The sequence below is a fragment of the Bartonella sp. PS17NMGDW genome, assembly GCF_042193555.1.
Classification (GTDB): Bacteria; Pseudomonadota; Alphaproteobacteria; order Rhizobiales; family Rhizobiaceae; genus Bartonella; species Bartonella grahamii.
This window is the reverse complement of sequence record NZ_JBHILY010000005.1, coordinates 113789-137380: the sequence shown is the minus strand read 5'-3', so window position 1 is coordinate 137380 and position 23592 is coordinate 113789. Positions and strand designations below refer to the sequence as shown.

Here is a 23592-nt window from a genome sequence, read left to right as displayed (position 1 = left end):
GAGGTTCGGGAACTTTTATCCAAATATGATTTTCCAGGCGATGATATACCAATTGTTAAGGGTTCTGCTTTAGCAGCTCTTGAGGATAAGGATAAAAGCATTGGTGAAGATGCCGTTCGTCTTTTAATGAGTGAAGTTGATAATTATATTCCAACCCCTGAACGTCCCGTTGATCAACCATTTTTGATGCCGATAGAGGATGTGTTTTCGATTTCGGGTCGTGGAACAGTTGTAACAGGTCGTGTTGAGCGTGGTATTATTAAAGTTGGAGAGGAAATCGAGATTATCGGTATTCGTCCAACGTCTAAGACGACAGTTACAGGCGTTGAAATGTTCCGCAAGCTTTTAGATCAGGGTCAAGCGGGTGATAATATAGGAGCTCTGCTTCGTGGTGTTGACCGTGAAGGGATTGAGCGTGGTCAAGTATTGGCGAAGCCAGGATCTGTTACGCCTCATACACGTTTTAAAGCAGAAGCTTACATTTTGACAAAAGATGAAGGTGGACGTCATACACCATTTTTCACGAATTATCGTCCTCAGTTTTACTTCCGTACGACGGATGTTACAGGTATTGTTACGCTTCCAGAAGGAACGGAAATGGTTATGCCAGGCGACAATGTTGCCATGGATGTTTCGTTGATCGTTCCGATAGCGATGGAAGAGAAGCTTCGTTTTGCTATTCGTGAAGGTGGTCGTACTGTTGGTGCCGGTATCGTCTCTAAGATCATTGAATAAATAATGCTTGTTGAGTGCTTTTATTATTGAAGGCACTTTCTATAACAGGGAAATAAAGAGCATGAACAGTCAAAATATTCGCATTCGCTTAAAAGCGTTTGATCATAGAATTCTTGATACGTCGACGCGTGAGATTGTATCGACTGCTAAACGTACCGGTGCAAATGTCCGTGGTCCCATTCCGCTTCCGACGCGGATTGAGAAGTTTACGGTCAATCGTGGACCGCATATCGATAAGAAGAGTCGTGAGCAGTTTGAGATGCGAACACATAAGCGTCTTCTTGATATTGTTGATCCAACGCCGCAAACAGTGGATGCGCTTATGAAGCTCGATCTTTCTGCTGGTGTGGATGTAGAAATTAAGCTCTGAGGTTTGAGGACAGAAGGAACAGACCCGATGCGTTCAGGTGTAATAGCACAGAAGCTGGGCATGACCCGTATTTATAATGATGCTGGTGAGCATGTGCCGGTGACCGTACTTCGTTTGGAGAATTGTCAAGTCGTTGCTCAGCGTACAGTTGAAAAGAATGGTTATACTGCTGTTCAATTAGGTGTAGGCTTTGCTAAAGTTAAGAACACTTCACAAGCTCTTCGTGGACATTTTGCTAAGGCTTCTGTTGAGCCTAAAGCTAAAATAGCAGAGTTTCGTGTGAGTCCCGACAATCTTCTTGATGTTGGTACTGAGATTACAGTGGAACATTTTGTTCCAGGACAGAGAGTTGATGTGACTGGTACCAGTATTGGTAAGGGGTTTGCTGGTGTTATGAAACGGCATAACTTTGGTGGGCATCGTGCTTCCCATGGTAATTCGATCACACATCGTGCTCATGGTTCTACAGGGCAGTGCCAAGATCCTGGTAAAGTTTTTAAAGGTAAAAAAATGGCTGGCCATATGGGGCAAGTGCGTGTAACAACACAGAATATTGAAGTTATTTCCACGGATAGTGAACGTGGTTTAATTTTAGTGCGTGGTGCTGTTTCTGGTTCTAAAGGTTCTTGGATTTTGGTACGGGATGCTGTGAAGAAGCGTCTTCCTGATAATGCTCCAAAGCCTGCTGGTATTCGCCGTCTTGTGAAGGAGAAAACGGAAATGGTTACTCCGGTGACGGAAACCTCTGAAGTTGAGGGAGCCTAATAATGGATCTTGTAATTAAAACTCTTGATGGTAATGAAGCTGGCAAGTTAAAGGTTTCTGAAGCTATTTTTGATCTTGTTCCACGTGAGGATATTTTGCAACGTGTTGTTCGCTGGCAGCTTGCACGCCGTCAGCAGGGGAGTCATCAATCCCAAGGTCGTTCTGATGTGTCACGAACAGGGGCAAAAATGTTTAAGCAAAAAGGAACTGGGCGTGCTCGACATTCATCTGCCCGTGCACCGCAGTTTAGAGGTGGGGGTAAGGCACATGGACCGGTGGTTCGTAGCCATGCGCATGATCTTCCTAAAAAGATTCGTGCTCTTGGGTTACGTCTTGCTTTATCTGCAAAATTAAAAGCAAAAGACTTAATTATTGTGGATGAGTTGACTGTTAAGGATGCGAAAACGAAAATGCTTGTTTCTCATTTTTCTAAGCTTGGATTTAATAACGCTCTCTTGATTGGTGGTAAAGAGATTGATATTAACTTTTTTCGTGCAGTCTCTAATATCCCTAATATTGATATTTTGCCTATTCAGGGAATTAATGTTTATGATATTTTGCGTCGCAGCAAACTTGTTTTATCAAAGGCAGCTGTTGAGGCTCTTGAGGAGCGTTTTAAATGACAGATCTTCGCCATTATGATATAATTATTAGTCCAGTTATTACTGAAAAGTCGACTATGATTTCTGAATATAATCAAGTTGCTTTTAATGTCGCGCCGAAAGCGACGAAGCCTGAGATTAAGGCTGCTATTGAAGCGCTTTTTAGCGTAAAAGTTAAAGCAGTTAACACGATAGTCCGCAAGGGTAAAGTGAAGCGTTTCAAAGGTATAGTTGGTCGGCAAAGTGATGTCAAAAAAGCGATCGTAACTCTGGCCAGTGGTCAGACTATCGACGTTTCGACAGGTCTTTAAAGAGGCTCGGAGATAGGAATAATGGCACTTAAGCAATTTAATCCAACGACACCTGGGCAGCGTCAGCTTGTTATTGTGGAACGTTCTTGTCTTTATAAGGGAAAGCCTATAAAGATGTTGACTGAAGGTTTGTCTTCAAAGGGTGGACGTAATAATCGCGGTCGTGTTACTGCTCGTTTTCAGGGTGGTGGACATAAACGTAGTTATCGGTTTGTCGACTTTAAGCGTCTTAAACGTGATGTTTCAGCAAAGGTTGAGCGTTTAGAATATGATCCTAACCGTACTGCTTTTATTGCTTTAATTCGCTATGAGGATGGGCAATTGAGTTATATTCTTGCGCCACAGCGTCTTGCGGTTGGTGATTCTGTTATGGCTGGTTTAAATGTGGATGTTAAACCAGGTAATGCTATGCCTCTTGCTAATATGCCTGTAGGTACAATTATTCATAATGTTGAGATGAAGCCAGGAAAAGGGGGGCAGATTGCACGTTCAGCGGGTACTTATGCGCAGTTGGTTGGACGAGATCATGGTATGGCTATTCTTCGTTTAAATTCTGGTGAACAGCGTTTGGTTCCTAGTAGCTGTTTTGCAACTGTTGGTGCTGTTTCAAATCCTGATCATGGGAATATTAATGATGGTAAGGCAGGTCGGTCACGTTGGCGTGGTAAACGTCCACATGTTCGTGGTGTTGCTATGAACCCCGTTGATCATCCGCACGGTGGTGGTGAAGGTCGTACATCGGGGGGGCGCCATCCAGTATCTCCTTGGGGTAAGCCTACGAAAGGTAAGCGTACGCGCTCCAATAAAGCCACTGATAAATTTATTATGCGTACGCGTCATCAACGCAAGAAATGAGAAAGGTAGTCTGAAGTGGTTCGTTCAGTGTGGAAAGGTCCGTTTGTTGACGGCTATCTTCTTGGTAAAGCAGAGAAGGTACGTGCAAGTGGGCGCAATGAAGTTATAAAAATATGGAGTCGTCGCTCTACTATTTTACCGCAATTTGTTGGTTTAACTTTTGGTGTTTACAACGGTAATAAGCATATTCCTGTTTCTGTTTCTGAAGAGATGGTTGGACATAAGTTTGGTGAGTTCGCTCCTACCCGGACTTATTATGGTCATGGTGCCGATAAAAAAGCGAAGAGGAAGTAGGAATGGGAAAAGCTAAAGTTTCGCGCCAGCTTAGAGATAATGAAGCAAGAGCTGTCACGCGGACAATTCGTGTTAGTCCGCAGAAGCTTAATTTAGTTGCTGCAATGATTCGTGGTAAAAGAGTTAATGTAGCACTCGCTGATTTGATGTTTTCACGCAAGCGTATTGCTGCTACTGTGAAAAAAACGCTTGAATCAGCAATTGCAAATGCAGAGAATAACCACGATCTTGATATTGATTCGCTTATTGTGGCGGAAGCTTATGTTGGTAAGTCGATAGTGATGAAGCGCTTTCATGTTCGTGGTCGAGGGCGTGCTAGTAGAATTGAACGTCCATTTTCGCATCTTACTGTTATTGTTCGTGAAGTTACCGAAAAAGTGGAGGCCGCGTAATGGGTCAGAAGATCAATCCAATAGGACTTCGTCTTGGTGTTAATCGGACTTGGGATTCTCGTTGGTATGCTGATAGTGGTGAATATGGGCGCCTTCTTCATGAAGATTTGAAAATTCGTTCATACGTGCTGGAGGAGCTTAAACAGGCGGCTATTTCGAAGGTTGTTATTGAGCGTCCTCATAAGAAGTGTCGTATTACGATTCATTCTGCACGTCCTGGTTTGATTATTGGTAAAAAGGGTGCTGATATCGAAAAGCTTCGTCGTAAGCTCTCGGAAATGACGGATGCTGAAACTTCATTGAATATTGTGGAGATTCGTAAACCGGAGATTGATGCTACGATTATTGCGCAATCAATTGCTCAACAGTTAGAGCGTCGTGTTGCTTTTCGTCGTGCAATGAAGCGTGCTGTTCAGTCTGCTATGCGTCTTGGTGCGGAAGGTATTCGTATCAATTGTTCTGGCCGTCTTGGTGGTGCTGAAATTGCTCGTATGGAATGGTATCGTGAAGGTCGTGTTCCACTTCATACCTTGCGTTCTGATGTTGATTACGGTACAGCAGAAGCTAAGACTGCTTATGGTATTTGTGGTATTAAAGTTTGGGTCTTTAAGGGTGAGATTCTTGAGCATGATCCGATGGCTTCAGAACGTCGTGCTACGGAAGTTGATCAATCTGGTTCTTCATCGAATCGTCGCCGTGAAAATGCTTAGTTTTTGAGATTGAACTAAAATTTGGAGTAGAGAACAATGTTGCAGCCAAAGCGCACAAAGTTCCGTAAACAGTTCAAGGGCCGTATTCACGGTGTTGCGAAGGGTGGTACGGATTTGAATTTCGGTGCCTACGGTTTGAAGGCTGTTGAGCCGGAGCGGATTACTGCTCGTCAAATTGAAGCGGCGCGCCGTGCGATTACGCGTTATATGAAGCGTTCTGGTCGTGTGTGGATTCGCATTTTTCCAGATCTTCCGGTTACATCTAAACCGACTGAAGTTCGTATGGGTAAAGGTAAGGGAAGTGTCGATTATTGGGCTGCACGTGTTGCTCCTGGACGCATCATGTTTGAGCTTGATGGAGTTCCTGAGGATGTTGCACGTGAAGCACTAAGATTGGGTGCTGCAAAGTTGCCTATAAAAACGCGTTTCATCCAGCGTATTGCTGAATAATGAGGTTAAGCGATGAAAGCCACAGAATTACGGGCGCAAACGCTCGACCAAATGAAAGATGAATTGGCTAAGTTAAAGAAAGAGCAATTTAATTTGCGTTTTCAAAAAGCAACAGGTCAATTAGAAAAGACTGCGCGTGTTAGACAGGTTCGTCGTGATATTGCGCGTATTAAAACTTTTCTTCGTCAAAAGGTAAGTGAAAGTAAGGTTTAAGGAAATGAGAGATGCCTAAACGCGTTTTGCAGGGTGTTGTTATTAGCGACAAAAGTGATAAGACTGTTGTTGTCAAAGTTGAGCGCCGTTATTCTCATCCGCTTCTTAAGAAGACTGTTCGGCAGTCTAAAAATTATAAAGCGCATGACGAAAACAACCAATTCAAGATTGGGGATCAAGTTTCTATTCAAGAATCTAGACCAATTTCGAAAGATAAATGTTGGATTGTTGTAAAAGACAATGTAGCGTAATGAGTTAAGTTTATTGTTTTAGAATTTAACAGTGTTTTTATCATTGATAAATTTAAAGGCGATGACTTTATCGTTATTTGGCAGGCAAATCCGAGTGTATAAAAGGTACAATCGGATATATGTGTTAAGAGAAGGTGGCCAGTCATGATTCAGATGCAAACAAACCTCGACGTTGCTGATAATTCTGGTGCTCGTCGTGTCATGTGCATCAAGGTGTTAGGCGGTTCAAAGCGGAAATATGCTTCGGTCGGTGACATTATTGTTGTTTCGGTTAAGGATGCTATTCCTCGTGGCCGTGTTAAAAAAGGTGATGTTATGAAAGCTGTTGTGGTTCGTACTGCTAAGGATATTCGTCGCGCAGATGGTAGTGTCATTCGTTTTGATAGTAATGCTGCGGTTTTAGTGGATAATAAAAAAGAGCCGATCGGTACTCGTATCTTTGGACCTGTTCCCCGTGAATTGCGTGGTAGGAATCATATGAAGATCATCTCGCTCGCTCCTGAAGTTCTGTAAGGAGTAAATGTTATGCAGAAGATTCGAAAAGGTGATAAAGTTGTTGTTTTATCCGGTAAGGATAAAGGATGTAGTGGTGAAGTAATTAAGGTTAGTCCAAAAGAGAATAAGGCTTTTGTTCGTGGGATTAATATGATTAAACGTCATCAACGTCAAACGCAGAAGCAAGAAGCTGGAATTATTTCTAAAGAAGCTCCGATTCATCTGTCTAATTTGGCGATTGCTGATCCTAAAGATGGTAAGCCTACACGTGTAGGCTTTCGTATGAATGCAGATGGTAATAAAGTGCGTTTTGCCAAGCGTTCGGGAGAGTTGATTAATGGCTGAGGAAAGACAAATACCGCGTATGAAAGCGCATTATTTTGAAGTGATTCGTAAAGCGCTTCAAGAGAAGTTTAATTACAGAAATGCGATGCAAATTCCGCGGATTGATAAAATTGTAATAAATATGGGGATAGGTGAAGCAACTGCTGATTCGAAGAAGCCTTCTCTTGCTGCTGAGGATTTAGGGCTAATAACAGGTCAGAAGGCTGTTGTTACACGTGCGCGTAATTCTATTGCGACTTTTAAGGTTCGTGAAGGAATGCCTCTTGGGGCTAAAGTTACATTGCGTAAAGATCGTATGTTTGAGTTTTTAGATCGTCTTGTTACGATTGCTCTTCCACGGGTTCGTGACTTTCGTGGTTTGAATCCAAAGAGTTTTGATGGTCGTGGCAATTTTGCTATGGGTATTAAAGAACACATTGTGTTTCCAGAAATCAACTATGATAAAGTTGATCAAATTTGGGGCATGGATATTATTGTTTGTACGACAGCAAAAACGGATGATGAAGCTCGTGAGTTATTGCGTGCTTTTAATTTTCCTTTTCGTTCGTAACGGCAGACATAGTGAGGTGAAAGTATGGCCAAAGTAAGTGCCGTTGAAAAAAATAAGCGTCGTGAGGTGATGGTAAAGCGTTATGCTGCCCGTCGTGCACGTTTGAAAGCAATAGTTATGGATCAGAAGGTTTCTCTTGAAGAACGTTTTAAAGCTTCTGTTCAGTTGGCAGAGTTGCCACGTAATTCTTCGAAAGTTCGTATTCGTAATCGCTGTGAGGTTTCAGGTCGTCCGCGGGCTTATTATCGTAAATTAAAAATGTCGCGAATTGCGTTGCGTGAGCTTGGCTCTATTGGCCATATTCCTGGTATTGTAAAGTCTAGTTGGTAAGAGGAGATTATTTAATGTCTATGTCAGATCCTCTTGGTGATATGTTAACACGTATTCGTAATGCACTTGGTCGTAAAAAAGGTAAAGTAGTTACTCCAGCTTCGAAGCTTCGTGTGCACGTTCTTGATGTTCTTCAGTCGGAAGGTTATATTCGTGGATATAATCAAATTGATTTAGGTGATGGGAAAGCTGAAATTGAAATCGAATTGAAGTATTTTGAAGGGCTGGCTGCTATTCGTGAGATTTCACGTGTATCAAAGCCAGGTCGTCGTGTGTATGTTTCTGCTAAGTCACTTCCACAGGTGGCAAATGGTCTTGGTATTTCGATTTTATCGACTCCTAAAGGCGTCATGGCAGATCATGAGGCGCGTGAACAGAATGTTGGTGGAGAACTCCTTTGTCGTGTTTTCTAAGTTATGTCAAGAAAACGGAAGAAAAAGTAGGTTAGAACAATGTCTCGTATTGGAAAGAAACCCATTTCAATTCCTTCTGGAGTTACTGCTACTGTTGAAGGTCAGCTGGTTAAGGCAAAAGGTCCAAAAGGTGAGCTGAGCTACGTCGTCAATGATGAAGTCTTAGTCAAGTTTGAGGAAAATATCATATCAGTTATGCCGCGGGATCAGTCAAAAGATGCGCGTTCTAAATGGGGTATGTCGCGCTCAATGATTGAGAACATTTTTTGTGGTGTGAAAGATGGTTTTGAAAAGAGGTTGGAGATTAATGGGGTTGGATATCGTGCTGCTTTGCAGGGTAAGGATGTCCAACTATCTCTAGGCTTTTCCCATGATGTAGTTTATAAAGTTCCATCGGGTGTTACCGTAACTGTTCCTAAGCCGACAGAAATTGTTGTTTCTGGAATTGATAAACAGCAAGTTGGACAAGTTGCAGCGGAGATTCGTGAGTATCGTAGACCTGAGCCTTATAAAGGTAAAGGTGTTAAGCATGCAGATGAACGTATCTTCCGTAAAGAAGGTAAAAAGAAATAAGGATTTTGTATTATGGTTTCATCTAAGGACATTATCCAACGTCGTGCAAGGCGTGTTCGTCGTAGAATTAAAATGGTTTCTCATGATCGTCCTCGGCTTAGCGTTTATCGTTCAAATCAGAACATTTATGCTCAAGTTATCGATGATTTGCGGGGATGTACACTTGTTTCAGCCTCTACTCTTGAAAGTGATTTAAAAAAGTCGTTAAAGAGTGGTGCTGATAAAAAAGCAGCTTTTGCTGTTGGTAAGTTAATTGCTGAGCGTGCGAAGCAAGCGGGTGTTAATGAAGTGGTTTTTGATCGTGGAGCGTATGTGTATCATGGTCGAGTCAAGGCTTTAGCTGAAGCTGCTCGTGAAGGTGGTTTGAATTTCTAAAATTTCTTATTTGTGAGTGAGTAAGGAGAGTTTAGATTATTTCGTTTAAGTTCTTCCAGTTTGATGAGGGACTTTGTTATCGTGCTTCCGGAAAAGAAAAAGGAATGAGGAATGGCACAAAAAGAACGTGGTGAGAGAGAAGAACGCGATAATGAGTTTGTCGATAGGCTAGTTCATATCAATCGTGTTGCTAAAGTTGTAAAGGGTGGTCGGCGTTTTGGTTTTGCTGCTCTTGTTGTCGTTGGAGATCAAAAAGGACGTGTAGGTTTTGGACATGGTAAAGCCCGTGAAGTTCCAGAAGCCGTTCGTAAAGCAACGGAATCTGCAAAACGTGGGATGATTTATGTTCCGCTTCGGTCTGGACGTACATTGCACCATGATCTTGAAGGGCGTCATGGAGCTGGGCGTGTTTTGCTACGTTCGGCTTCTGCTGGTACTGGTATTATTGCTGGGGGACCGATGCGTGCTATTTTTGAAGCTCTTGGTATGCAGGATGTCGTTGCAAAATCATTGGGATCGTCTAATCCTTATAACATGGTTCGTGCAACATTTGATGCATTGAAACATCAAATGCATCCTAGAGATATTGCTGCTCAGCGTGGTATAAAATATTCGACTTTGCAGGCGCGTCGTCGCCATTTAGTTGACCTAGAAGGATAGTTTCTGAGATTATCAGAAAAGGAATTAGAAAATGGTTCAGAAAAAATCTCAGAGTGGTAAAACTATCACGGTTGAGCAAATTGGAAGCCCTATTCGAAACTCACGGATTCAGCGTGCAACCTTAAAGGGGCTTGGACTAAATAAAATGCGTCGTCGGCGCGTTTTAGATGATACACTTTGTGTGCGGGGTATGATTGCTCAGGTTCGGCATCTTGTTCGCGTTATAGATGAAGGTTAAGGGTTGCGGGAGTATTAGATATGAAACTCAATGAACTGCGTGATTGTGAAGGCGCAACAAAAAATCGTAAGCGTGTTGGGCGTGGTATTGGATCCGGTACGGGTAAGACTGGTGGTCGTGGTGTAAAAGGGCAAAAGTCGCGTTCTGGTGTTTCCCTTAATGGTTTTGAAGGTGGGCAAATGCCTATCTATCGTCGTTTGCCAAAACGTGGATTTAGAAATTTCTTTGCCAAAACCTACAATGAAGTTTCACTAGGACGTATTCAGTTGGCAGTTGATGCAGGTAAGTTGAATATTGAAAAGCCTGTTGATATGATTGCTTTGAAAGAAGCTGGTATTATTCGTCGTGAAAAAGATGGGGTTCGTCTTCTTTCTGATGGTGATTTGAAAGCTAAGATTACCTTTCATGTTTCTGGTGCTTCACAAGCTGCTCGTGTTAAGATTGAAAAAGTGGGTGGTCAGGTTATTTTTCCTGATATTGCTCAATAATTTTTTATATGAGTAGAGACCTAAAGAAGAGTTACATCTGTTCTGTGGGATCTTTTGTGGGGAATTTTTTAAGTTCTGCATTTATTTGTGTATGTATATATGAATTTTAGGGTTATACTTCCGTGATTTAAAGAACTGGAGTAGTGAAGTGGAGACGTTTTATGGCATCAGCAGCAGAGCAATTTGCTTCCAATATAAACTTCGGTACCTTTTCTCGTGCAACTGAATTAAAGAAACGCATCTGGTTTACTCTGGCAGCGCTTCTTGTATATCGCTTTGGCACTTACATCTCTCTTCCAGGTATTAATATCGATGCTTTACGGCAAACATTTGAACATCATGCGTCGGGTGTATTAGGACTCTTTAATATGTTTGCTGGGGGTGCCGTTGGGCGTATGGCTATTTTTGCGCTGGGTATCATGCCTTATATATCGGCATCTATTATTGTGCAATTGTTAACATCTATTATTCCTTCTTTGGAAACTCTTAAAAAAGAAGGGGAATTAGGTCGTAAGATTATCAATCAGTATACGCGTTATGTAACAGTAGTATTGGCAATTCTACAAGCTTTTGGTATTGCGATTGCGCTTGAAAGCGGTATAGGGACGGGGCTTCAAATTGTTTTAGAACCAGGTCTTATGTTTCGTATTTCTTCTGTTATTACCCTTGTTGGCGGAACGATGTTTCTCATGTGGCTTGGCGAGCAAATTACGTCACGTGGTGTTGGTAATGGGGTTTCTCTTATCATTTTTACAGGGATTGTAGCCAACTTTCCTTCTACTTTTGCTCAGCTTTTGACAGCTCATAGTCAGGCTGATTTATCAACTTTTCTTTTAATAGGAATCGTTCTTATTGCTGTTTTGGTTATTGGGCTTATTGTTTTTATAGAGCGTGCGCAACGGCGAATTCTTATCCAGTATCCGAAACGTCAGGTTGGGAATCAAATGTTTCAAGGAGATATGTCGCATCTTCCTTTAAAGTTGAATACTGCTGGTGTTATTCCACCTATTTTTGCTTCATCTTTATTATTATTACCTGCCACTATTAATAATTTTTCTGATAAAATGCCACAATGGGTTCAGGCGATTTCTTATGCTCTTGGTCATGGACAGCCACTTTATATGATTGTTTATGCATTTTTAATGGCGTTTTTTTGCTTTTTTTATACAGCTATTGTGTTTAATCCAAGTGATACTGCAGATCAGTTGAAAAAACATTCTGGTTTTATTCCAGGGATTCGTCCAGGTGAGCGTACAGCCGAATATATTGATTACGTTTTGACGCGTATTACTGTTGTGGGCGCTGTTTATATTATCTTGGTTTGTTTGTTACCTGAATTTATGATATCTGCATTGCAGGTTCCTTTTTATCTTGGGGGAACATCCTTGTTGATTGTTGTTACTGTTACGCTTGATACGGTTGCTCAAATTCAGGGGTATCTTGTTGCCCACCAATATGAAGGGTTGATAAAAAAATCAAAACTTCGTGGAGGTAGAAGGAATCGATGAGAGTTATTCTTTTAGGTCCTCCTGGAGCAGGAAAAGGTACGCAAGCAAAAATGTTGACCGAGGAATATAACATTCCTCATTTATCAACAGGGGATATGTTGCGTGAGGTGATTGCCAAAGAAACAGAGATTGGTAAAAAAGCTAAAGCTATTATAAGTTCTGGTGCTTTGGTTCCTGATAATATTGTTAACCAAATCGTATCAGATAGGATTGATGAAACTGATTGTGTAAACGGTTTTGTTTTGGATGGATATCCTCGAACTGTGGGGCAGGCAGAAGCGTTACAGCAGATTTTGCAGTCAAAAAATATGCGGCTTGATGCTGTTATTGAGTTGTGTGTTGATGAAGACGTGTTGATTGAACGTATGAAGAAGCGCGTTGAGGAAACAATAGCGGCTGGTGGACAGGTTCGTTTAGATGACAATCCTGTTGCTTTTGCAAAAAGATTAGTAGAATATCGTGAAAAAACCGCTCCCTTATCAAAATTTTATTCAGAGAGGGGAATGTTGAAGGTCATTGATGGAATGATTGGTATTACTGAAGTGACACGCATGATTAGAGGTTTTCTTTCATAAGATTTTTTTAGAAATAAATGAAAAGAGTTGACTTTTGAGATGAAATCTATCACAAACGAATTTAATTTATTTTAGTGAAATAATAGGATTCGGAAGAATTTTTTTCTGAGTCTATTTTTTTCTGTAAGGTATATCAGGTATTTTATAACAATTTGTCAAAATAACTAAGGAGAGTAGGCGTGGCTCGTATTGCTGGCGTCAATATCCCGACAAATAAGCGTGTAATTATTGCGCTTCAATATATCCACGGGATTGGACCAAAATTTGCTCAAGAAATTATTGAAAGAGTTGGCATTCCCTTGGGGCGTCGTGTGCATGAGCTTTCAGATGCTGAGGTGCTGCAGATTCGTGAGGCGATAGATCAAGGCTATCAAGTTGAAGGTGATCTTCGTCGTGAGGTTGCTATGAATGTTAAGCGTTTGATGGACCTTGGTTGTTATCGAGGATTGCGTCATCGCCGGTCTTTGCCTGTCCGAGGGCAGCGTACACATACAAATGCCCGTACGCGTAAAGGACCAGCTAAGGCAATTGCCGGTAAAAAGAAATAAGAGCCTTTTTGGAAGGTTTTTATATATTCTGTTTCTTGTTTGATTTTTTTGACAAGGAAAAGAAGGTGGAGCTGCTGATGTTACGGCAGTGATGAGATCGTTGAAAGGGAAATTATGGCCAAGGAAGCCACACGTGTTCGTCGTCGCGAACGTAAAAATATTTCATCGGGTGTTGTGCATATTAATTCAACATTTAATAACACAATGATTACTATTACTGATGCTCAGGGTAATGCAATTGCTTGGTCATCTGCGGGGGCCCAAGGGTTTAAAGGTGCGCGTAAATCGACACCTTTTGCTGCTCAAGTTGCTGCGGAGGATTGTGCAAGAAAAGCGCAAGAGCATGGTATGCGTTCTTTGGAAGTTGAAGTTTGTGGACCTGGATCAGGGCGTGAATCTGCTCTGCGTGCATTGCAATCTGTTGGTTTTGTCATTACTTCTATTCGTGATGTAACACCAATTCCTCATAATGGATGTCGTCCGCGGAAAAGGCGGCGTGTTTAATTGGGTGTTGTTTTTTGTTGTCGGAGATTTCTCTGATGTTCACATTGGTCGTTACGATTGAATGGTAACGGAACTAAAGAACGGGAATAAAAATATGATCCAGAAAAACTGGCAAGAACTTATTAAACCCAATAAGGTTGAATCATGTGCGCATGATAATCCAAATGTTATAAGTGTGATCGCTGAACCTCTTGAGCGGGGTTTTGGCTTAACGTTAGGAAATGCACTTCGTCGCGTGTTGTTATCTTCGCTTCGTGGTGCTGCTATTACTGCTGTGCAGATTGACGGTGTCTTACATGAATTTTCATCGATTCCAGGTGTGCGTGAGGATGTTACAGATATTATTCTGAATATAAAGGAAATTGCGCTTCGTATGGAAGAAGAAGGTCCTAAACGTGTCGTTGTTTATAAAGAGGGGCCTGGTGTCGTGAAAGCGGGAGATATCAGTACCGTTGGGGATATGCAAATTCTAAATCCAGATCATGTTATTTGTACTCTTGATGAAGATGCTGAAATTCGTATGGAGTTCATTGTCAACACAGGGAAGGGGTATGTTCCATCTGATCGTAATTGTGTTGATGATGCACGTATAGGGCTTATTCCAATTGATAGTCTTTATTCACCAATTCGTAAAGTGTCTTATAAAGTGGAAAATACGCGTGAAGGTCAAGTTTTGGATTATGATAAATTGACCTTAACGATTGAAACGAATGGTGCGGTTAATGGAGAGGATGCTGTTGCTTTTGCTGCACGCATTCTTCAGGATCAATTATCGCTATTTATTAACTTTGAAGAGCCACAGAAGGAGCCTGTTGAAGAGGCTGATTCTGAGCTTTCTTTTAATCCTGCTCTTCTCAAAAAAGTGGATGAATTAGAACTTTCAGTTCGTTCGGCAAATTGTCTTAAGAATGATAATATTGTCTATATTGGTGATCTTATTCAAAAAACAGAATCTGAAATGCTTCGTACACCGAATTTTGGTCGCAAATCGTTGAATGAGATTAAAGAAGTTTTGGCATGTATGGGATTACATCTTGGGATGGAAATTCCTGCGTGGCCGCCTGAAAACATTGATGATCTTGCAAAACGTTATGAAGATCAATATTAAAATTAGAATTTAAGGAGAGGGCTTATGCGCCACAGTAAGTCAGGACGCAAGTTGAATCGTACTGCCAGTCACCGTAAAGCGATGTTTGCAAATATGGCAACTTCGTTGATCGAGCATGAGCAGATTGTGACAACGCTTCCAAAGGCTAAAGAAATTCGTCCTATTGTTGAAAAACTCGTTACTCTTGGTAAGCGTGGTGGTTTGCATGCGCGTCGGCAAGCAATTGCAGCACTTCGTGATGCAGGAAAGGTTGCAAAATTATTTGATACGCTTGCGCCACGTTATGCATCACGCAACGGTGGATATTTACGTATTATGAAAGCGGGGTTTCGTACCGGTGATAATGCGCCTATGGCTGTTATAGAATTTGTTGATCGTGATGTTGAAGCGAAGGGTGCTGGGGATCGTGCTCGCATGGAGGCTTCTGAGAATGAAAAGGGGACATCTTCGTAGAGTTTTTTAATTCTGTTAGATTTTTTAAGGCCGCCTTGTCTTAGGCGGTTTTTTTGTGAGCATTTTTAAGTTTGTTTTAATTGAGAAATAGGTGCAGAGAGAAAATTATAGGACATTGAATTATCTTATTTTTATAATATTTATTGTTCAAATAGGTTGTTTTTATTCTCTATTATGAAATATTAATAGAGATCCTTAATTTGCGGGGATGAGTTTTTTAATTCTATTAATCTTCAACAGAATGTACTGGTTTTATAAGGAGTGGATTATGAGATATTCTTTTTGGGTGCGGATTTTTTTTGCAATTATGATGCAGATATCATTTGATCATGTATATGCTCATGTGCCTCAAACACAAACAGAAATCACTCTTTCATTTGCTCCTTTAGTTAAAAAGACAGTTCCATCTGTTGTAAATATTTATGCAGCTCGACAAATTAGAGCACGATCACCTTTTGAAGGCGATCCATTTTTTGAGCAATTTTTTGGTCGTTTTCAAAATAACTTTCCTGTTCGTAAGCAATCGTCATTAGGATCAGGGGTGATTGTTGATGCACGTGGTTTGATTGTTACAAATTACCACGTCATTAAAGATGCAAGCGAAATTAAAGTGGCTTTTTCTGATGGGCGGGAGTTTGAGAGTAAGATCGTGCTCAAAGATGAAGCAACTGATATTGCAATTCTTGAAGTTGAGGAAAAAGATGCTCAATTCCCTGTTCTTTCTTTGGGAAATTCTGATGCTGTTGAAGTTGGTGATCTTGTTCTTGCTATTGGTAATCCTTTTGGTGTTGGTCAAACAGTTACAAGTGGTATTGTTTCAGCGCAAGCGCGTACACGTGTTGGGATTTCTGATTTTGACTTTTTTATTCAAACAGACGCTGCCATTAATCCAGGGAATTCTGGTGGCGCTTTAATTGATATGAAAGGTCAATTAATCGGAATTAATACGGCTATTTATTCGCGTTCTGGTGGTTCTGTAGGGATTGGTTTTGCTATTCCAGTTAATCTTGTAAAAGTGATGCTTGATACTGTTAAACGCGGTGGAAAATATTTTGTGCCGCCTTATATAGGGGCTTCTTTTCAAAATGTTACACCTGATATTGCTGGTGGTTTAGGTTTAGAACGTCCCTATGGTGCTCTGATTATTGAAGTTATCAAAGATAGTCCTGCTGAAAAAGCTGGATTGAAAGTAGGTGATGTTATTTTGAGTGTGCAAGGGGTACGCGTTGATAGTCCAGATAGTCTTGGGTATCGTTTGATGACAGCTGACGTTGAGCATAGTCTTGCTTTGGAATATTTACGAAATGGAAAAACTTTAAAAACACAAATAACAGTTTCATCGATATCAGAAACTGCATTTTTAAAATCTGAAAAAATCACGGGTGACAGTCCTCTTGCTGGTGCTGAAGTGTTAGATTTAACACCGCAAAATAGTCGACGTTTTCATCTTCCTATATCTGCAAAAGGAGTTGTGATTACCAACCTTGATGACATGAGCAATGCAGCTGGAATTTTTCAGTCAGGAGATATTCTACGTGTTGTAAATGGTCATAAAATTCAAACAGTTCATCAGTTGAAAAAGGTTCTTATGCAAGCTCGTTCGCGTACTTGGCAATTGGAATATGAACGTGATGGTATGTATATTCGCCAATTTATTCGTTGAGGTTTTTTTTGAAGAAAGATTTTTTTACTTCGTCGTTTGATTTTCAAGTTAATAAAAATCAGCCACTTGCAGAAAGAATGCGCCCTTGTTCTCTCAATGATGTTGTGGGACAGAAGCATTTGATTGGAGAGGATGGTTTGCTTTCACGTATGGTGGCAACTGGCTCAATTGGATCGATGATTTTTTGGGGGCCTCCAGGGACGGGAAAAACAACCGTTGCACGTTTGTTAGCACTTGAAACGAACTTCGCATTTGAACAGATTTCTGCTATTTTTACAGGAGTTTCTGAACTTAAAAAGATTTTTGAAGTTGCGCAGAGGCGTTTTATATCTGGAGATAAAACAGTTCTCTTTGTTGATGAAATTCATCGGTTTAATCGTGCACAGCAGGATAGTTTTCTTTCTGTGATGGAAGATGGTACTGTGGTACTTATAGGTGCAACAACCGAAAATCCTTCTTTTGAACTTAATGCTGCTCTTCTTTCGCGTGCACGTGTTGTAACATTTCTTTCACATGATCATGAAAGTTTGGACATGCTTTTGAGGCGTGCTGAAGAAGTGGAGGGAAAAACTCTTCCCTTGGATAATGATGCCAGAGACGTTTTGATAGAGATGTCTGATGGTGATGCGCGGGTAGCGTTAACATTGGCAGAGGAAGTTTGGTCTATTGCACCATTGGGAGAGATTCTTGATGTTGTTGCTTTGCAAAAAGTTATTCAGCGTCGTGTGCCCATTTATGATAAAGGACGAGATGGGCATTATAATCTCATTTCAGCGTTGCATAAATCCGTTCGTGGATCTGATCCTGATGCTGCGCTTTATTATTTGGCACGTATGTTGGATGCTGGTGAAGATCCTCTCTATATTGGGCGAAGATTGGTTCGTATGGCTGTTGAAGATGTTGGTTTGGCGGATCCTCAAGCTCTTGTCATTTGTAATGCAGCAAAAGATGCCTATGATTATTTAGGATCACCAGAAGGAGAATTGGCTTTGGCGCAAGCATGTCTTTATGTTGCAACTGCGCCAAAGTCAAATGCAACATATCTCGCGTATAAAGCAGCACTGCGTTGTGCGCGCAAAAATGGCTCTTTATCACCTCCTAAGCATATTCTTAATGCTCCTACGAAATTTATGAAGGAGGAAGGGTTTGGAAATGGTTATTGTTATGACCATGATGAACCAGACGCTTTTTCAGGACAAGAATATTTTCCCGAAAAACTTGGGCGTCAGAGTTATTATAAGCCAGTTGAGCGTGGTTTTGAGCGTGAAATTGTAAAACGTCTTGAGTGGTGGAAACAATTGCGCAAAAAACGTAAAGATCAAAAATAAAATTTGAGTAGAAACACATGTTTTATTGATCTTGGATTTATTTTTTATCTCTTATGTTATTGTATGAGCAATTTAGCTTATATTTTAAATATTTATTGCATTGCTCGTAGAGATTTTTTTGATATCTTCAAAAGTGCATATTCTTTTATCAAATTTAAATGTGTTATTCAACTTTTAAGCTGCTTTATTTTTGTGGTTTTTATTAAATAATATAATTGATTTATAACGATAACTCACTGTTTTGTAAGTTGAATGAAAGTCCTAAATACCGTGAATTTTACTCATTCCAAGCCTGGTATTTGTTGAAGCAATCAAATCATTCGCTTGTGTGTTATAAGCAGGATTAGCGTGTGATAAAAACTGTACAAGAAAGAACTAAAAATTCTTCTTATGAAGCGTCTTAAGTGCCGAGAGTTGTCGCAACATTGGGAGATGATAAATAGTGTGATGGTGCCGACTTTCTCATTCTTTAGTGTAAAGATGGTGGCTCCCAAAGGGCTTTACAGTATACCGCATTCATGGGTGTTGTCACGAAGTGAGGTTTGGGGGTGTTGAGAGATGTTTCTTAAATCAAGTGCATGAATATGCAACACAATGGCGTTTTGTTCTTTGATGCGATAGGGGATGAGGTTGATTGATAATGCGTTTTTGTGTGATCAATAGCAGGAGAATTCTTAGTCTCTTAAGTACTTAATCAAAGGGATAAGCAGAAGGGCAGTAGAACATTGTGTTTAAATTTAAATTGTTCCTTTTCTAGAGGGATATAAATATGCTAACTACGCTCTCATGGGGATATTATTTTATTGGAGTTTATTTTGTGTGATAAGATAAGCAATGCCAATTCTTTATTGTGATGGTCATGAATGTTATGGGCATAATGTGGGGATAGGAATGGAAATAGTCTGTGAAAATCTAAACTCAAGCCTTTAGTTAAATTAAAAGTACAGTGTACACTTAAGTTTTAGGTTATTATGAATCGGTCAAGGATATAATCGTGGATAAAACAAAAGCTCTCGATGCTGCTCTCTCACAAATTGAACGTTCTTTTGGTAAAGGCTCGATTATGCGTCTTGGGCAAAAAGAGCAGGTTGTTGAAATTGAAACAGTTCCAACAGGGTCGTTATCCTTAGATATTGCTTTGGGGATTGGTGGATTACCGAAGGGGCGTATTGTTGAGATTTATGGACCAGAAAGTTCTGGGAAAACAACATTGGCTCTACATGCTATTGCTGAGGCACAGAAAGGGGGTGGGATTTGTGCTTTTATTGATGCAGAGCATGCACTTGATCCTATTTATGCGCGTAAGCTTGGTGTTGATTTAGAAAATTTGTTCATTTCTCAGCCAGATACTGGTGAACAGGCATTGGAAATTACAGAAACGTTGGTTCGTTCTGGTGCAGTTGATGTGCTTGTTGTGGATTCTGTCGCGGCTTTAACACCGCGAGCAGAAATTGACGGTGAAATGGGTGATGCTTTGCCCGGATTGCAAGCTCGGTTAATGAGTAAAGCTTTGCGAAAATTAACAGCAGCAATTTTTCGCTCTAACTGTATGGTTGTCTTTATTAATCAAATTCGCATGAAAATTGGTGTAATGTTTGGTTCTCCCGAAACGACAACGGGTGGAAACGCTTTAAAGTTTTATGCTTCTGTTCGTTTAGATATTCGTCGCATTGGATCCATTAAAGATAGGGATGCAATCGTTGGTAATCAGACGCGTGTTAAAGTGGTGAAGAATAAACTGGCACCCCCATTCAAACAAGTTGAGTTTGATATTATTTATGGTGAAGGTATTTCCAAAGTAGGTGAATTGATTGATTTGGGTGTCAAGGTTGGTATTGTGGAAAAATCTGGTGCTTGGTTTTCTTATAATTCTCAGCGTTTAGGACAGGGGCGTGAAAATGCAAAGCAGTTTTTACGTGAACATGCGGAAATAGCTACAGAGATTGAATCAGCTTTGCGTCAAAATGCTGGTTTGATTGCGATTGAATTGTTAGAAAATGCAGGGTCAGAAAATATAGAAAGTGATGAAACCATTTGATGGAGCGTTTTTTTCGTCTATAATTTTTTTCCTTTAAGATTTTTCTGTTTTTTTGTTTGAGTTTTTAAATATACAGTCATTTTTTTCTCAATTTTTTAAAACAAATATTCCATTCTTTGATTAAATTGACTCCATGCGTGGCGAAGAGGATATTTAATGAGGGGGGATTTTTCTTTTATGGTTTTGTGCTGTATTAAGCAGGTGTCAGTATGAATAGTGTTAATAATATTCGGTCAATATTTTTGGATTATTTTCATCGTAATGGGCATAAAGTTCTTTCTTCTAGTCCGCTTGTTCCGCGAAATGATCCTACACTTATGTTTACAAATGCAGGGATGGTGCAGTTTAAAAATGTTTTTACTGGACTTGAACAACCTCCTTATAAGCAGGCAACAACGGCACAAAAATGTGTTCGTGCGGGTGGAAAGCATAATGATCTTGATAATGTTGGTTATACGGCGCGCCATCATACATTTTTTGAAATGCTGGGTAATTTTTCTTTCGGTGATTATTTCAAAGAAGAAGCCATTTTTTTATCATGGAATCTTTTAACAAAGGAATTTTGCCTGCCAAAAGATAAATTGTTGGTGACAGTTTACCAGAGTGATGATGTTGCTGCTGAACTGTGGCGTAAAATTTCAGGTCTTCCAGATGAAAAAATTGTCCGTATTGCGACGGCTGATAATTTTTGGTCGATGGGAGAAACAGGCCCTTGTGGGCCTTGTTCGGAGATTTTTTATGATCATGGTGATAAAATCTGGGGCGGTCCTCCTGGAAGTATGGAAGAAGATGGCGATCGCTTTATTGAGATTTGGAATCTTGTTTTTATGCAATATGAGCAGATTTCCAAGGAGGAACGTGTTGACTTGCCTCATCCTTCTATTGATACCGGTATGGGATTAGAGCGTATTGCTGCTGTTTTGCAGGGTGTTCATGATAATTATGATATTGATCTTTTTCGTGCATTAATTGCTGCATCAGAAGAAATTACAGGGATTGAGGCAAAGGGTGATTTTATTGCCAGCCATCGTGTCATTGCTGATCATCTTCGTTCATCTGCATTTTTGATTGCTGATGGTGTGCTTACTTCTAATGAAGGAAGAGGATATGTTTTACGTCGTATTATGCGTCGTGCTATGCGTCATGCGCATCTTCTTGGTGCTAAAGAGCCATTGATGTGGCGACTTTTGCCTGCTTTAATTCGCGAAATGGGACAAGCCTATCCTGAATTGGTGCGTGCTGAATCTTTGATTTCAGAAACTTTAAGGTTAGAAGAAATACGTTTTCGTAAAACGCTTGAACGAGGACTTGGTTTGTTAAATGAAGCAAGTACCGATCTTAAAGAAGGAGATCATTTAAATGGTGAAGTTGCTTTCAAGCTTTATGATACCTATGGTTTTCCGCTTGATTTAACGCAGGATGTTTTGCGGCGTCGTGGAATATCTGTTGATGTTGATACCTTTAATAAAGCGATGGAGCGTCAAAAAGAGGAAGCGCGTGCCAATTGGTCTGGTTCTGGGGAAGCTGTAACAGAAAAGATCTGGTTTTCTGTTCGTGATCAAGTGGGGGCCACAGAGTTTTTAGGTTATGAAACTGAGACAGCGAAAGGTATTCTTACAGCTCTTGTGTGTGATGGTAAAATTGTTGATCATATTTCTTCAGGTCAGAAAGCTATGCTTGTTGTTAATCAGACACCTTTTTATGGTGAATCTGGTGGGCAAATTGGTGATAGCGGTATCATTTCTGGTGAAAATTTTATTTTTGAGGTGCATGATACCCAAAGAAAGGGTGATGGTCTTTTTATTCATATTGGGGAGGTGAAATCTGGTCAGGCATCGAGATCTGATTGTGTCGAATTAACGGTTGATATTGTTCGTCGTAAGAAAATTCGCGCGAATCATTCTGCTACTCATTTGTTACACGAAGCTTTACGACAAGTTTTGGGATCTCATGTTACACAAAAGGGCTCTCTTGTATCGCCAGATCGGTTGCGTTTTGATTTTTCACATCCAAAATCCGTTTCACCAGAAGAACTGAAAAAAATAGAAGATTTAGCAAATGAGATTATTTTGCAAAATAGTAGAGTGATAACGCGCCTCATGGCTGTAGATGATGCCATTTCTGAAGGTGCAATGGCATTATTTGGTGAAAAATATGGTGATGAAGTTCGCGTTGTTTCTATGGGGGAGCCATTTGAACAGGGAAGATTAAAAAAGCGTTGGTCAATAGAGCTTTGTGGAGGTACACATGTGGAGCGAACAGGTGATATCGGTTTGATTCATATTGTTTCTGAAAGTTCTGTAGCTGCTGGAGTGCGGCGTATTGAAGCTTTAACAGGCAAAGAAGCACGCCTTTATCTTAGCCGCCAAGATGAACGTATTCATGAAATCGCTGATCTTTTAAAAACTTCTTCTGTTGGTGTGGAAGAACGGGTGCGAATTTTGCTTGATGATCGTCGTAAACTTGAAAAAGAATTGAATGATGTACGCAAGAAAATGATGTTGAGTGGTGGAATAACAGAAAGGAGCCAAGGTGATATTACTATCATCAATGGGTTTTCTTTTATCGGACGCGTTGTTAAAAATATTTTACCACGGGATCTTAAGGCGCTCGTCGATTCTGAGAAAAAACAAATCGGATCTGGAGTGGTTGCGTTTATTAGTGTCTCGGAGGATGGAAAAGGGAGTGCTGTTGTCGGTGTTACGAATGATTTAACTCATAGATTGAATGCTGTTGATCTCGTTCGTATTCTTTCAGCTATGCTTGGTGGTAAAGGTGGAGGTGGCCGTCCTGATATGGCGCAGGCTGGTGGTCCTGAGGGGAACAAAGCTGATGAGGCATTTGCAGCACTAAAAGATTTTTTGGAAAAAAATTAAAGAATGAAATCATTCTGCGTAGGTTTTTTTTACATTTTTATATTGGGTTGGCATCTAAGTATTAAGAATATCTGTCTTGTGTATTTCTGAAATGCAGATACAGCGTAATTGGGGAAAAATACATTTGTAAAGATAAAAGCAGTGTTTGTCTTTATGATTACTTTTTCATTTGGCATTATAGCCTCCAAGCGTTTCAGAAGTCACCGTTTTAAGATAAGATAGATTATGCAGCACTTCATGCTTTGCTGTGTATTCTTTTACTAGGAAGACTAGTTATGGCATTGCTCTTATAGATTGTTTTGAAGAAACCTCTCTTTTTATGAAAGGAATAACACAAGATTTATTGCATACGATTATCCTTATAAAGTTATAAGCTGTCATTATTCTATTAGTTTTCAAATAACTAAAATCCCTTTCCTTATAAAAGAGCTATTGTATTGTTTTCATTTTGCTTTTTATTTACAAGAAAACAATTTTTCGGTTTATCATTAAAAGGTTTTAAAAAGAATATTCTCCTATCTTTATAAATTTTTATTTCAAGTTATAAATTAATGAATTATCTATATAAATCAAATG

The 23592-nt window shown here is 40.2% G+C and carries 32 protein-coding genes; all 32 read left to right on the top strand.

Going from position 1 to position 23592, the window contains the following annotated elements; genetic code table 11:
- Nucleotides 1-735, top strand: a 735-nt coding sequence (locus ACFIJK_RS05255; protein ID WP_375627005.1) for an EF-Tu/IF-2/RF-3 family GTPase, incomplete at its 5' end; no start/stop codon positions are given.
- A gap of 61 nt (nt 736-796) precedes the next feature.
- Nucleotides 797-1105, top strand: a complete 309-nt coding sequence (gene rpsJ / locus ACFIJK_RS05250) for a 30S ribosomal protein S10 (protein WP_005773267.1) — start codon at nt 797-799, stop codon at nt 1103-1105.
- Nucleotides 1106-1132: 27 nt separating this feature from the next.
- Nucleotides 1133-1870 carry a 50S ribosomal protein L3 gene (gene rplC / locus ACFIJK_RS05245; RefSeq protein ID WP_015856587.1) on the top strand — a complete coding sequence of 246 codons (738 nt, stop codon included), beginning with the start codon at nt 1133-1135 and terminating at the stop codon, nt 1868-1870.
- A 2-nt stretch (nt 1871-1872) separates the two neighbouring features.
- Nucleotides 1873-2493 (top strand): 50S ribosomal protein L4, encoded by a 621-nt coding sequence (gene rplD, locus ACFIJK_RS05240; protein ID WP_015856586.1) that lies wholly within the window; start codon nt 1873-1875, stop codon nt 2491-2493.
- The gene (locus ACFIJK_RS05235; protein WP_375619911.1) at nt 2490-2783 is read left to right on the top strand and encodes a 50S ribosomal protein L23; all 294 of its coding nucleotides are present in this window, start codon (nt 2490-2492) and stop codon (nt 2781-2783) included. The genes rplD and ACFIJK_RS05235 overlap by 4 nt, the downstream gene beginning before the upstream one ends.
- Nucleotides 2784-2804: 21 nt before the next feature.
- The gene (gene rplB / locus ACFIJK_RS05230) at nt 2805-3638 is read left to right on the top strand and encodes a 50S ribosomal protein L2 (protein WP_273788259.1); all 834 of its coding nucleotides are present in this window, start codon (nt 2805-2807) and stop codon (nt 3636-3638) included.
- Between the two features lie 15 nt (nt 3639-3653).
- The gene (gene rpsS, locus ACFIJK_RS05225; RefSeq protein ID WP_004855734.1) at nt 3654-3932 is read left to right on the top strand and encodes a 30S ribosomal protein S19; all 279 of its coding nucleotides are present in this window, start codon (nt 3654-3656) and stop codon (nt 3930-3932) included.
- A 2-nt stretch (nt 3933-3934) separates the two neighbouring features.
- Complete coding sequence (gene rplV / locus ACFIJK_RS05220) at nt 3935-4324, top strand: 50S ribosomal protein L22 (protein WP_208439680.1); 390 nt, start codon at nt 3935-3937, stop codon at nt 4322-4324.
- The gene (rpsC, locus tag ACFIJK_RS05215; protein WP_015856582.1) at nt 4324-5034 is read left to right on the top strand and encodes a 30S ribosomal protein S3; all 711 of its coding nucleotides are present in this window, start codon (nt 4324-4326) and stop codon (nt 5032-5034) included. The genes rplV and rpsC overlap by 1 nt, the downstream gene beginning before the upstream one ends.
- 36 nt (nt 5035-5070) lie before the next feature.
- Nucleotides 5071-5484 carry a 50S ribosomal protein L16 gene (rplP, locus tag ACFIJK_RS05210; protein ID WP_015856581.1) on the top strand — a complete coding sequence of 138 codons (414 nt, stop codon included), beginning with the start codon at nt 5071-5073 and terminating at the stop codon, nt 5482-5484.
- A 12-nt stretch (nt 5485-5496) separates the two neighbouring features.
- A complete protein-coding gene (gene rpmC, locus ACFIJK_RS05205) occupies nt 5497-5697 on the top strand; it encodes a 50S ribosomal protein L29 (RefSeq protein ID WP_273788260.1) in 201 nt (66 codons plus the stop codon).
- An 11-nt stretch (nt 5698-5708) separates the two neighbouring features.
- Nucleotides 5709-5948 (top strand): 30S ribosomal protein S17, encoded by a 240-nt coding sequence (rpsQ, locus tag ACFIJK_RS05200; protein WP_012231991.1) that lies wholly within the window; start codon nt 5709-5711, stop codon nt 5946-5948.
- Nucleotides 5949-6092: 144 nt separating this feature from the next.
- Nucleotides 6093-6461 carry a 50S ribosomal protein L14 gene (rplN, locus tag ACFIJK_RS05195; protein ID WP_004855715.1) on the top strand — a complete coding sequence of 123 codons (369 nt, stop codon included), beginning with the start codon at nt 6093-6095 and terminating at the stop codon, nt 6459-6461.
- A gap of 12 nt (nt 6462-6473) precedes the next feature.
- Nucleotides 6474-6788: a 50S ribosomal protein L24 gene (gene rplX / locus ACFIJK_RS05190; RefSeq protein WP_015856579.1), complete on the top strand. Its 315-nt coding sequence runs from the start codon at nt 6474-6476 to the stop codon at nt 6786-6788.
- Nucleotides 6781-7338 carry a 50S ribosomal protein L5 gene (rplE, locus tag ACFIJK_RS05185; RefSeq protein ID WP_015856578.1) on the top strand — a complete coding sequence of 186 codons (558 nt, stop codon included), beginning with the start codon at nt 6781-6783 and terminating at the stop codon, nt 7336-7338. The genes rplX and rplE overlap by 8 nt, the downstream gene beginning before the upstream one ends.
- 24 nt (nt 7339-7362) lie before the next feature.
- The gene (gene rpsN, locus ACFIJK_RS05180) at nt 7363-7668 is read left to right on the top strand and encodes a 30S ribosomal protein S14 (protein WP_005773283.1); all 306 of its coding nucleotides are present in this window, start codon (nt 7363-7365) and stop codon (nt 7666-7668) included.
- A 14-nt stretch (nt 7669-7682) separates the two neighbouring features.
- Complete coding sequence (gene rpsH, locus ACFIJK_RS05175; protein ID WP_375626998.1) at nt 7683-8081, top strand: 30S ribosomal protein S8; 399 nt, start codon at nt 7683-7685, stop codon at nt 8079-8081.
- Nucleotides 8082-8120: 39 nt separating this feature from the next.
- A complete protein-coding gene (gene rplF / locus ACFIJK_RS05170) occupies nt 8121-8654 on the top strand; it encodes a 50S ribosomal protein L6 (protein ID WP_015856576.1) in 534 nt (177 codons plus the stop codon).
- Nucleotides 8655-8666: 12 nt separating this feature from the next.
- Complete coding sequence (gene rplR / locus ACFIJK_RS05165) at nt 8667-9029, top strand: 50S ribosomal protein L18 (RefSeq protein WP_015856575.1); 363 nt, start codon at nt 8667-8669, stop codon at nt 9027-9029.
- 111 nt (nt 9030-9140) lie between these two features.
- Complete coding sequence (gene rpsE / locus ACFIJK_RS05160; RefSeq protein ID WP_015856574.1) at nt 9141-9689, top strand: 30S ribosomal protein S5; 549 nt, start codon at nt 9141-9143, stop codon at nt 9687-9689.
- 31 nt (nt 9690-9720) lie between these two features.
- Nucleotides 9721-9927, top strand: coding sequence for a 50S ribosomal protein L30 (gene rpmD / locus ACFIJK_RS05155; RefSeq protein WP_375626995.1), 207 nt, complete (start codon nt 9721-9723; stop codon nt 9925-9927).
- A gap of 20 nt (nt 9928-9947) precedes the next feature.
- Nucleotides 9948-10415: a 50S ribosomal protein L15 gene (gene rplO / locus ACFIJK_RS05150; protein WP_015856572.1), complete on the top strand. Its 468-nt coding sequence runs from the start codon at nt 9948-9950 to the stop codon at nt 10413-10415.
- Nucleotides 10416-10576: 161 nt separating this feature from the next.
- Nucleotides 10577-11923 carry a preprotein translocase subunit SecY gene (gene secY, locus ACFIJK_RS05145; protein ID WP_375626992.1) on the top strand — a complete coding sequence of 449 codons (1347 nt, stop codon included), beginning with the start codon at nt 10577-10579 and terminating at the stop codon, nt 11921-11923.
- Entirely contained in the window at nt 11920-12498 is a 579-nt protein-coding gene (locus ACFIJK_RS05140; RefSeq protein WP_015856570.1) for an adenylate kinase, read from the top strand. Before secY ends, ACFIJK_RS05140 begins: the two co-directional genes overlap by 4 nt.
- Nucleotides 12499-12677: 179 nt before the next feature.
- Nucleotides 12678-13046 (top strand): 30S ribosomal protein S13, encoded by a 369-nt coding sequence (rpsM, locus tag ACFIJK_RS05135; protein WP_026500557.1) that lies wholly within the window; start codon nt 12678-12680, stop codon nt 13044-13046.
- A 114-nt stretch (nt 13047-13160) separates the two neighbouring features.
- A complete protein-coding gene (gene rpsK / locus ACFIJK_RS05130; protein WP_007347762.1) occupies nt 13161-13550 on the top strand; it encodes a 30S ribosomal protein S11 in 390 nt (129 codons plus the stop codon).
- A gap of 94 nt (nt 13551-13644) precedes the next feature.
- On the top strand, nt 13645-14658 hold the full coding sequence (locus tag ACFIJK_RS05125) for a DNA-directed RNA polymerase subunit alpha (RefSeq protein WP_375626041.1): 1014 nt from the start codon (nt 13645-13647) through the stop codon (nt 14656-14658).
- A 24-nt stretch (nt 14659-14682) separates the two neighbouring features.
- Entirely contained in the window at nt 14683-15111 is a 429-nt protein-coding gene (rplQ, locus tag ACFIJK_RS05120; RefSeq protein ID WP_273791421.1) for a 50S ribosomal protein L17, read from the top strand.
- A 268-nt stretch (nt 15112-15379) separates the two neighbouring features.
- Nucleotides 15380-16774 (top strand): DegQ family serine endoprotease, encoded by a 1395-nt coding sequence (locus ACFIJK_RS05115; protein ID WP_375626039.1) that lies wholly within the window; start codon nt 15380-15382, stop codon nt 16772-16774.
- Nucleotides 16775-16782: 8 nt separating this feature from the next.
- Entirely contained in the window at nt 16783-18102 is a 1320-nt protein-coding gene (locus ACFIJK_RS05110) for a replication-associated recombination protein A (RefSeq protein WP_375626988.1), read from the top strand.
- 994 nt (nt 18103-19096) lie between these two features.
- Entirely contained in the window at nt 19097-20140 is a 1044-nt protein-coding gene (recA, locus tag ACFIJK_RS05105) for a recombinase RecA (protein ID WP_015856564.1), read from the top strand.
- 209 nt (nt 20141-20349) lie between these two features.
- The gene (gene alaS, locus ACFIJK_RS05100) at nt 20350-23016 is read left to right on the top strand and encodes an alanine--tRNA ligase (RefSeq protein ID WP_375626986.1); all 2667 of its coding nucleotides are present in this window, start codon (nt 20350-20352) and stop codon (nt 23014-23016) included.
- Nucleotides 23017-23592: the final 576 nt, after the last annotated feature.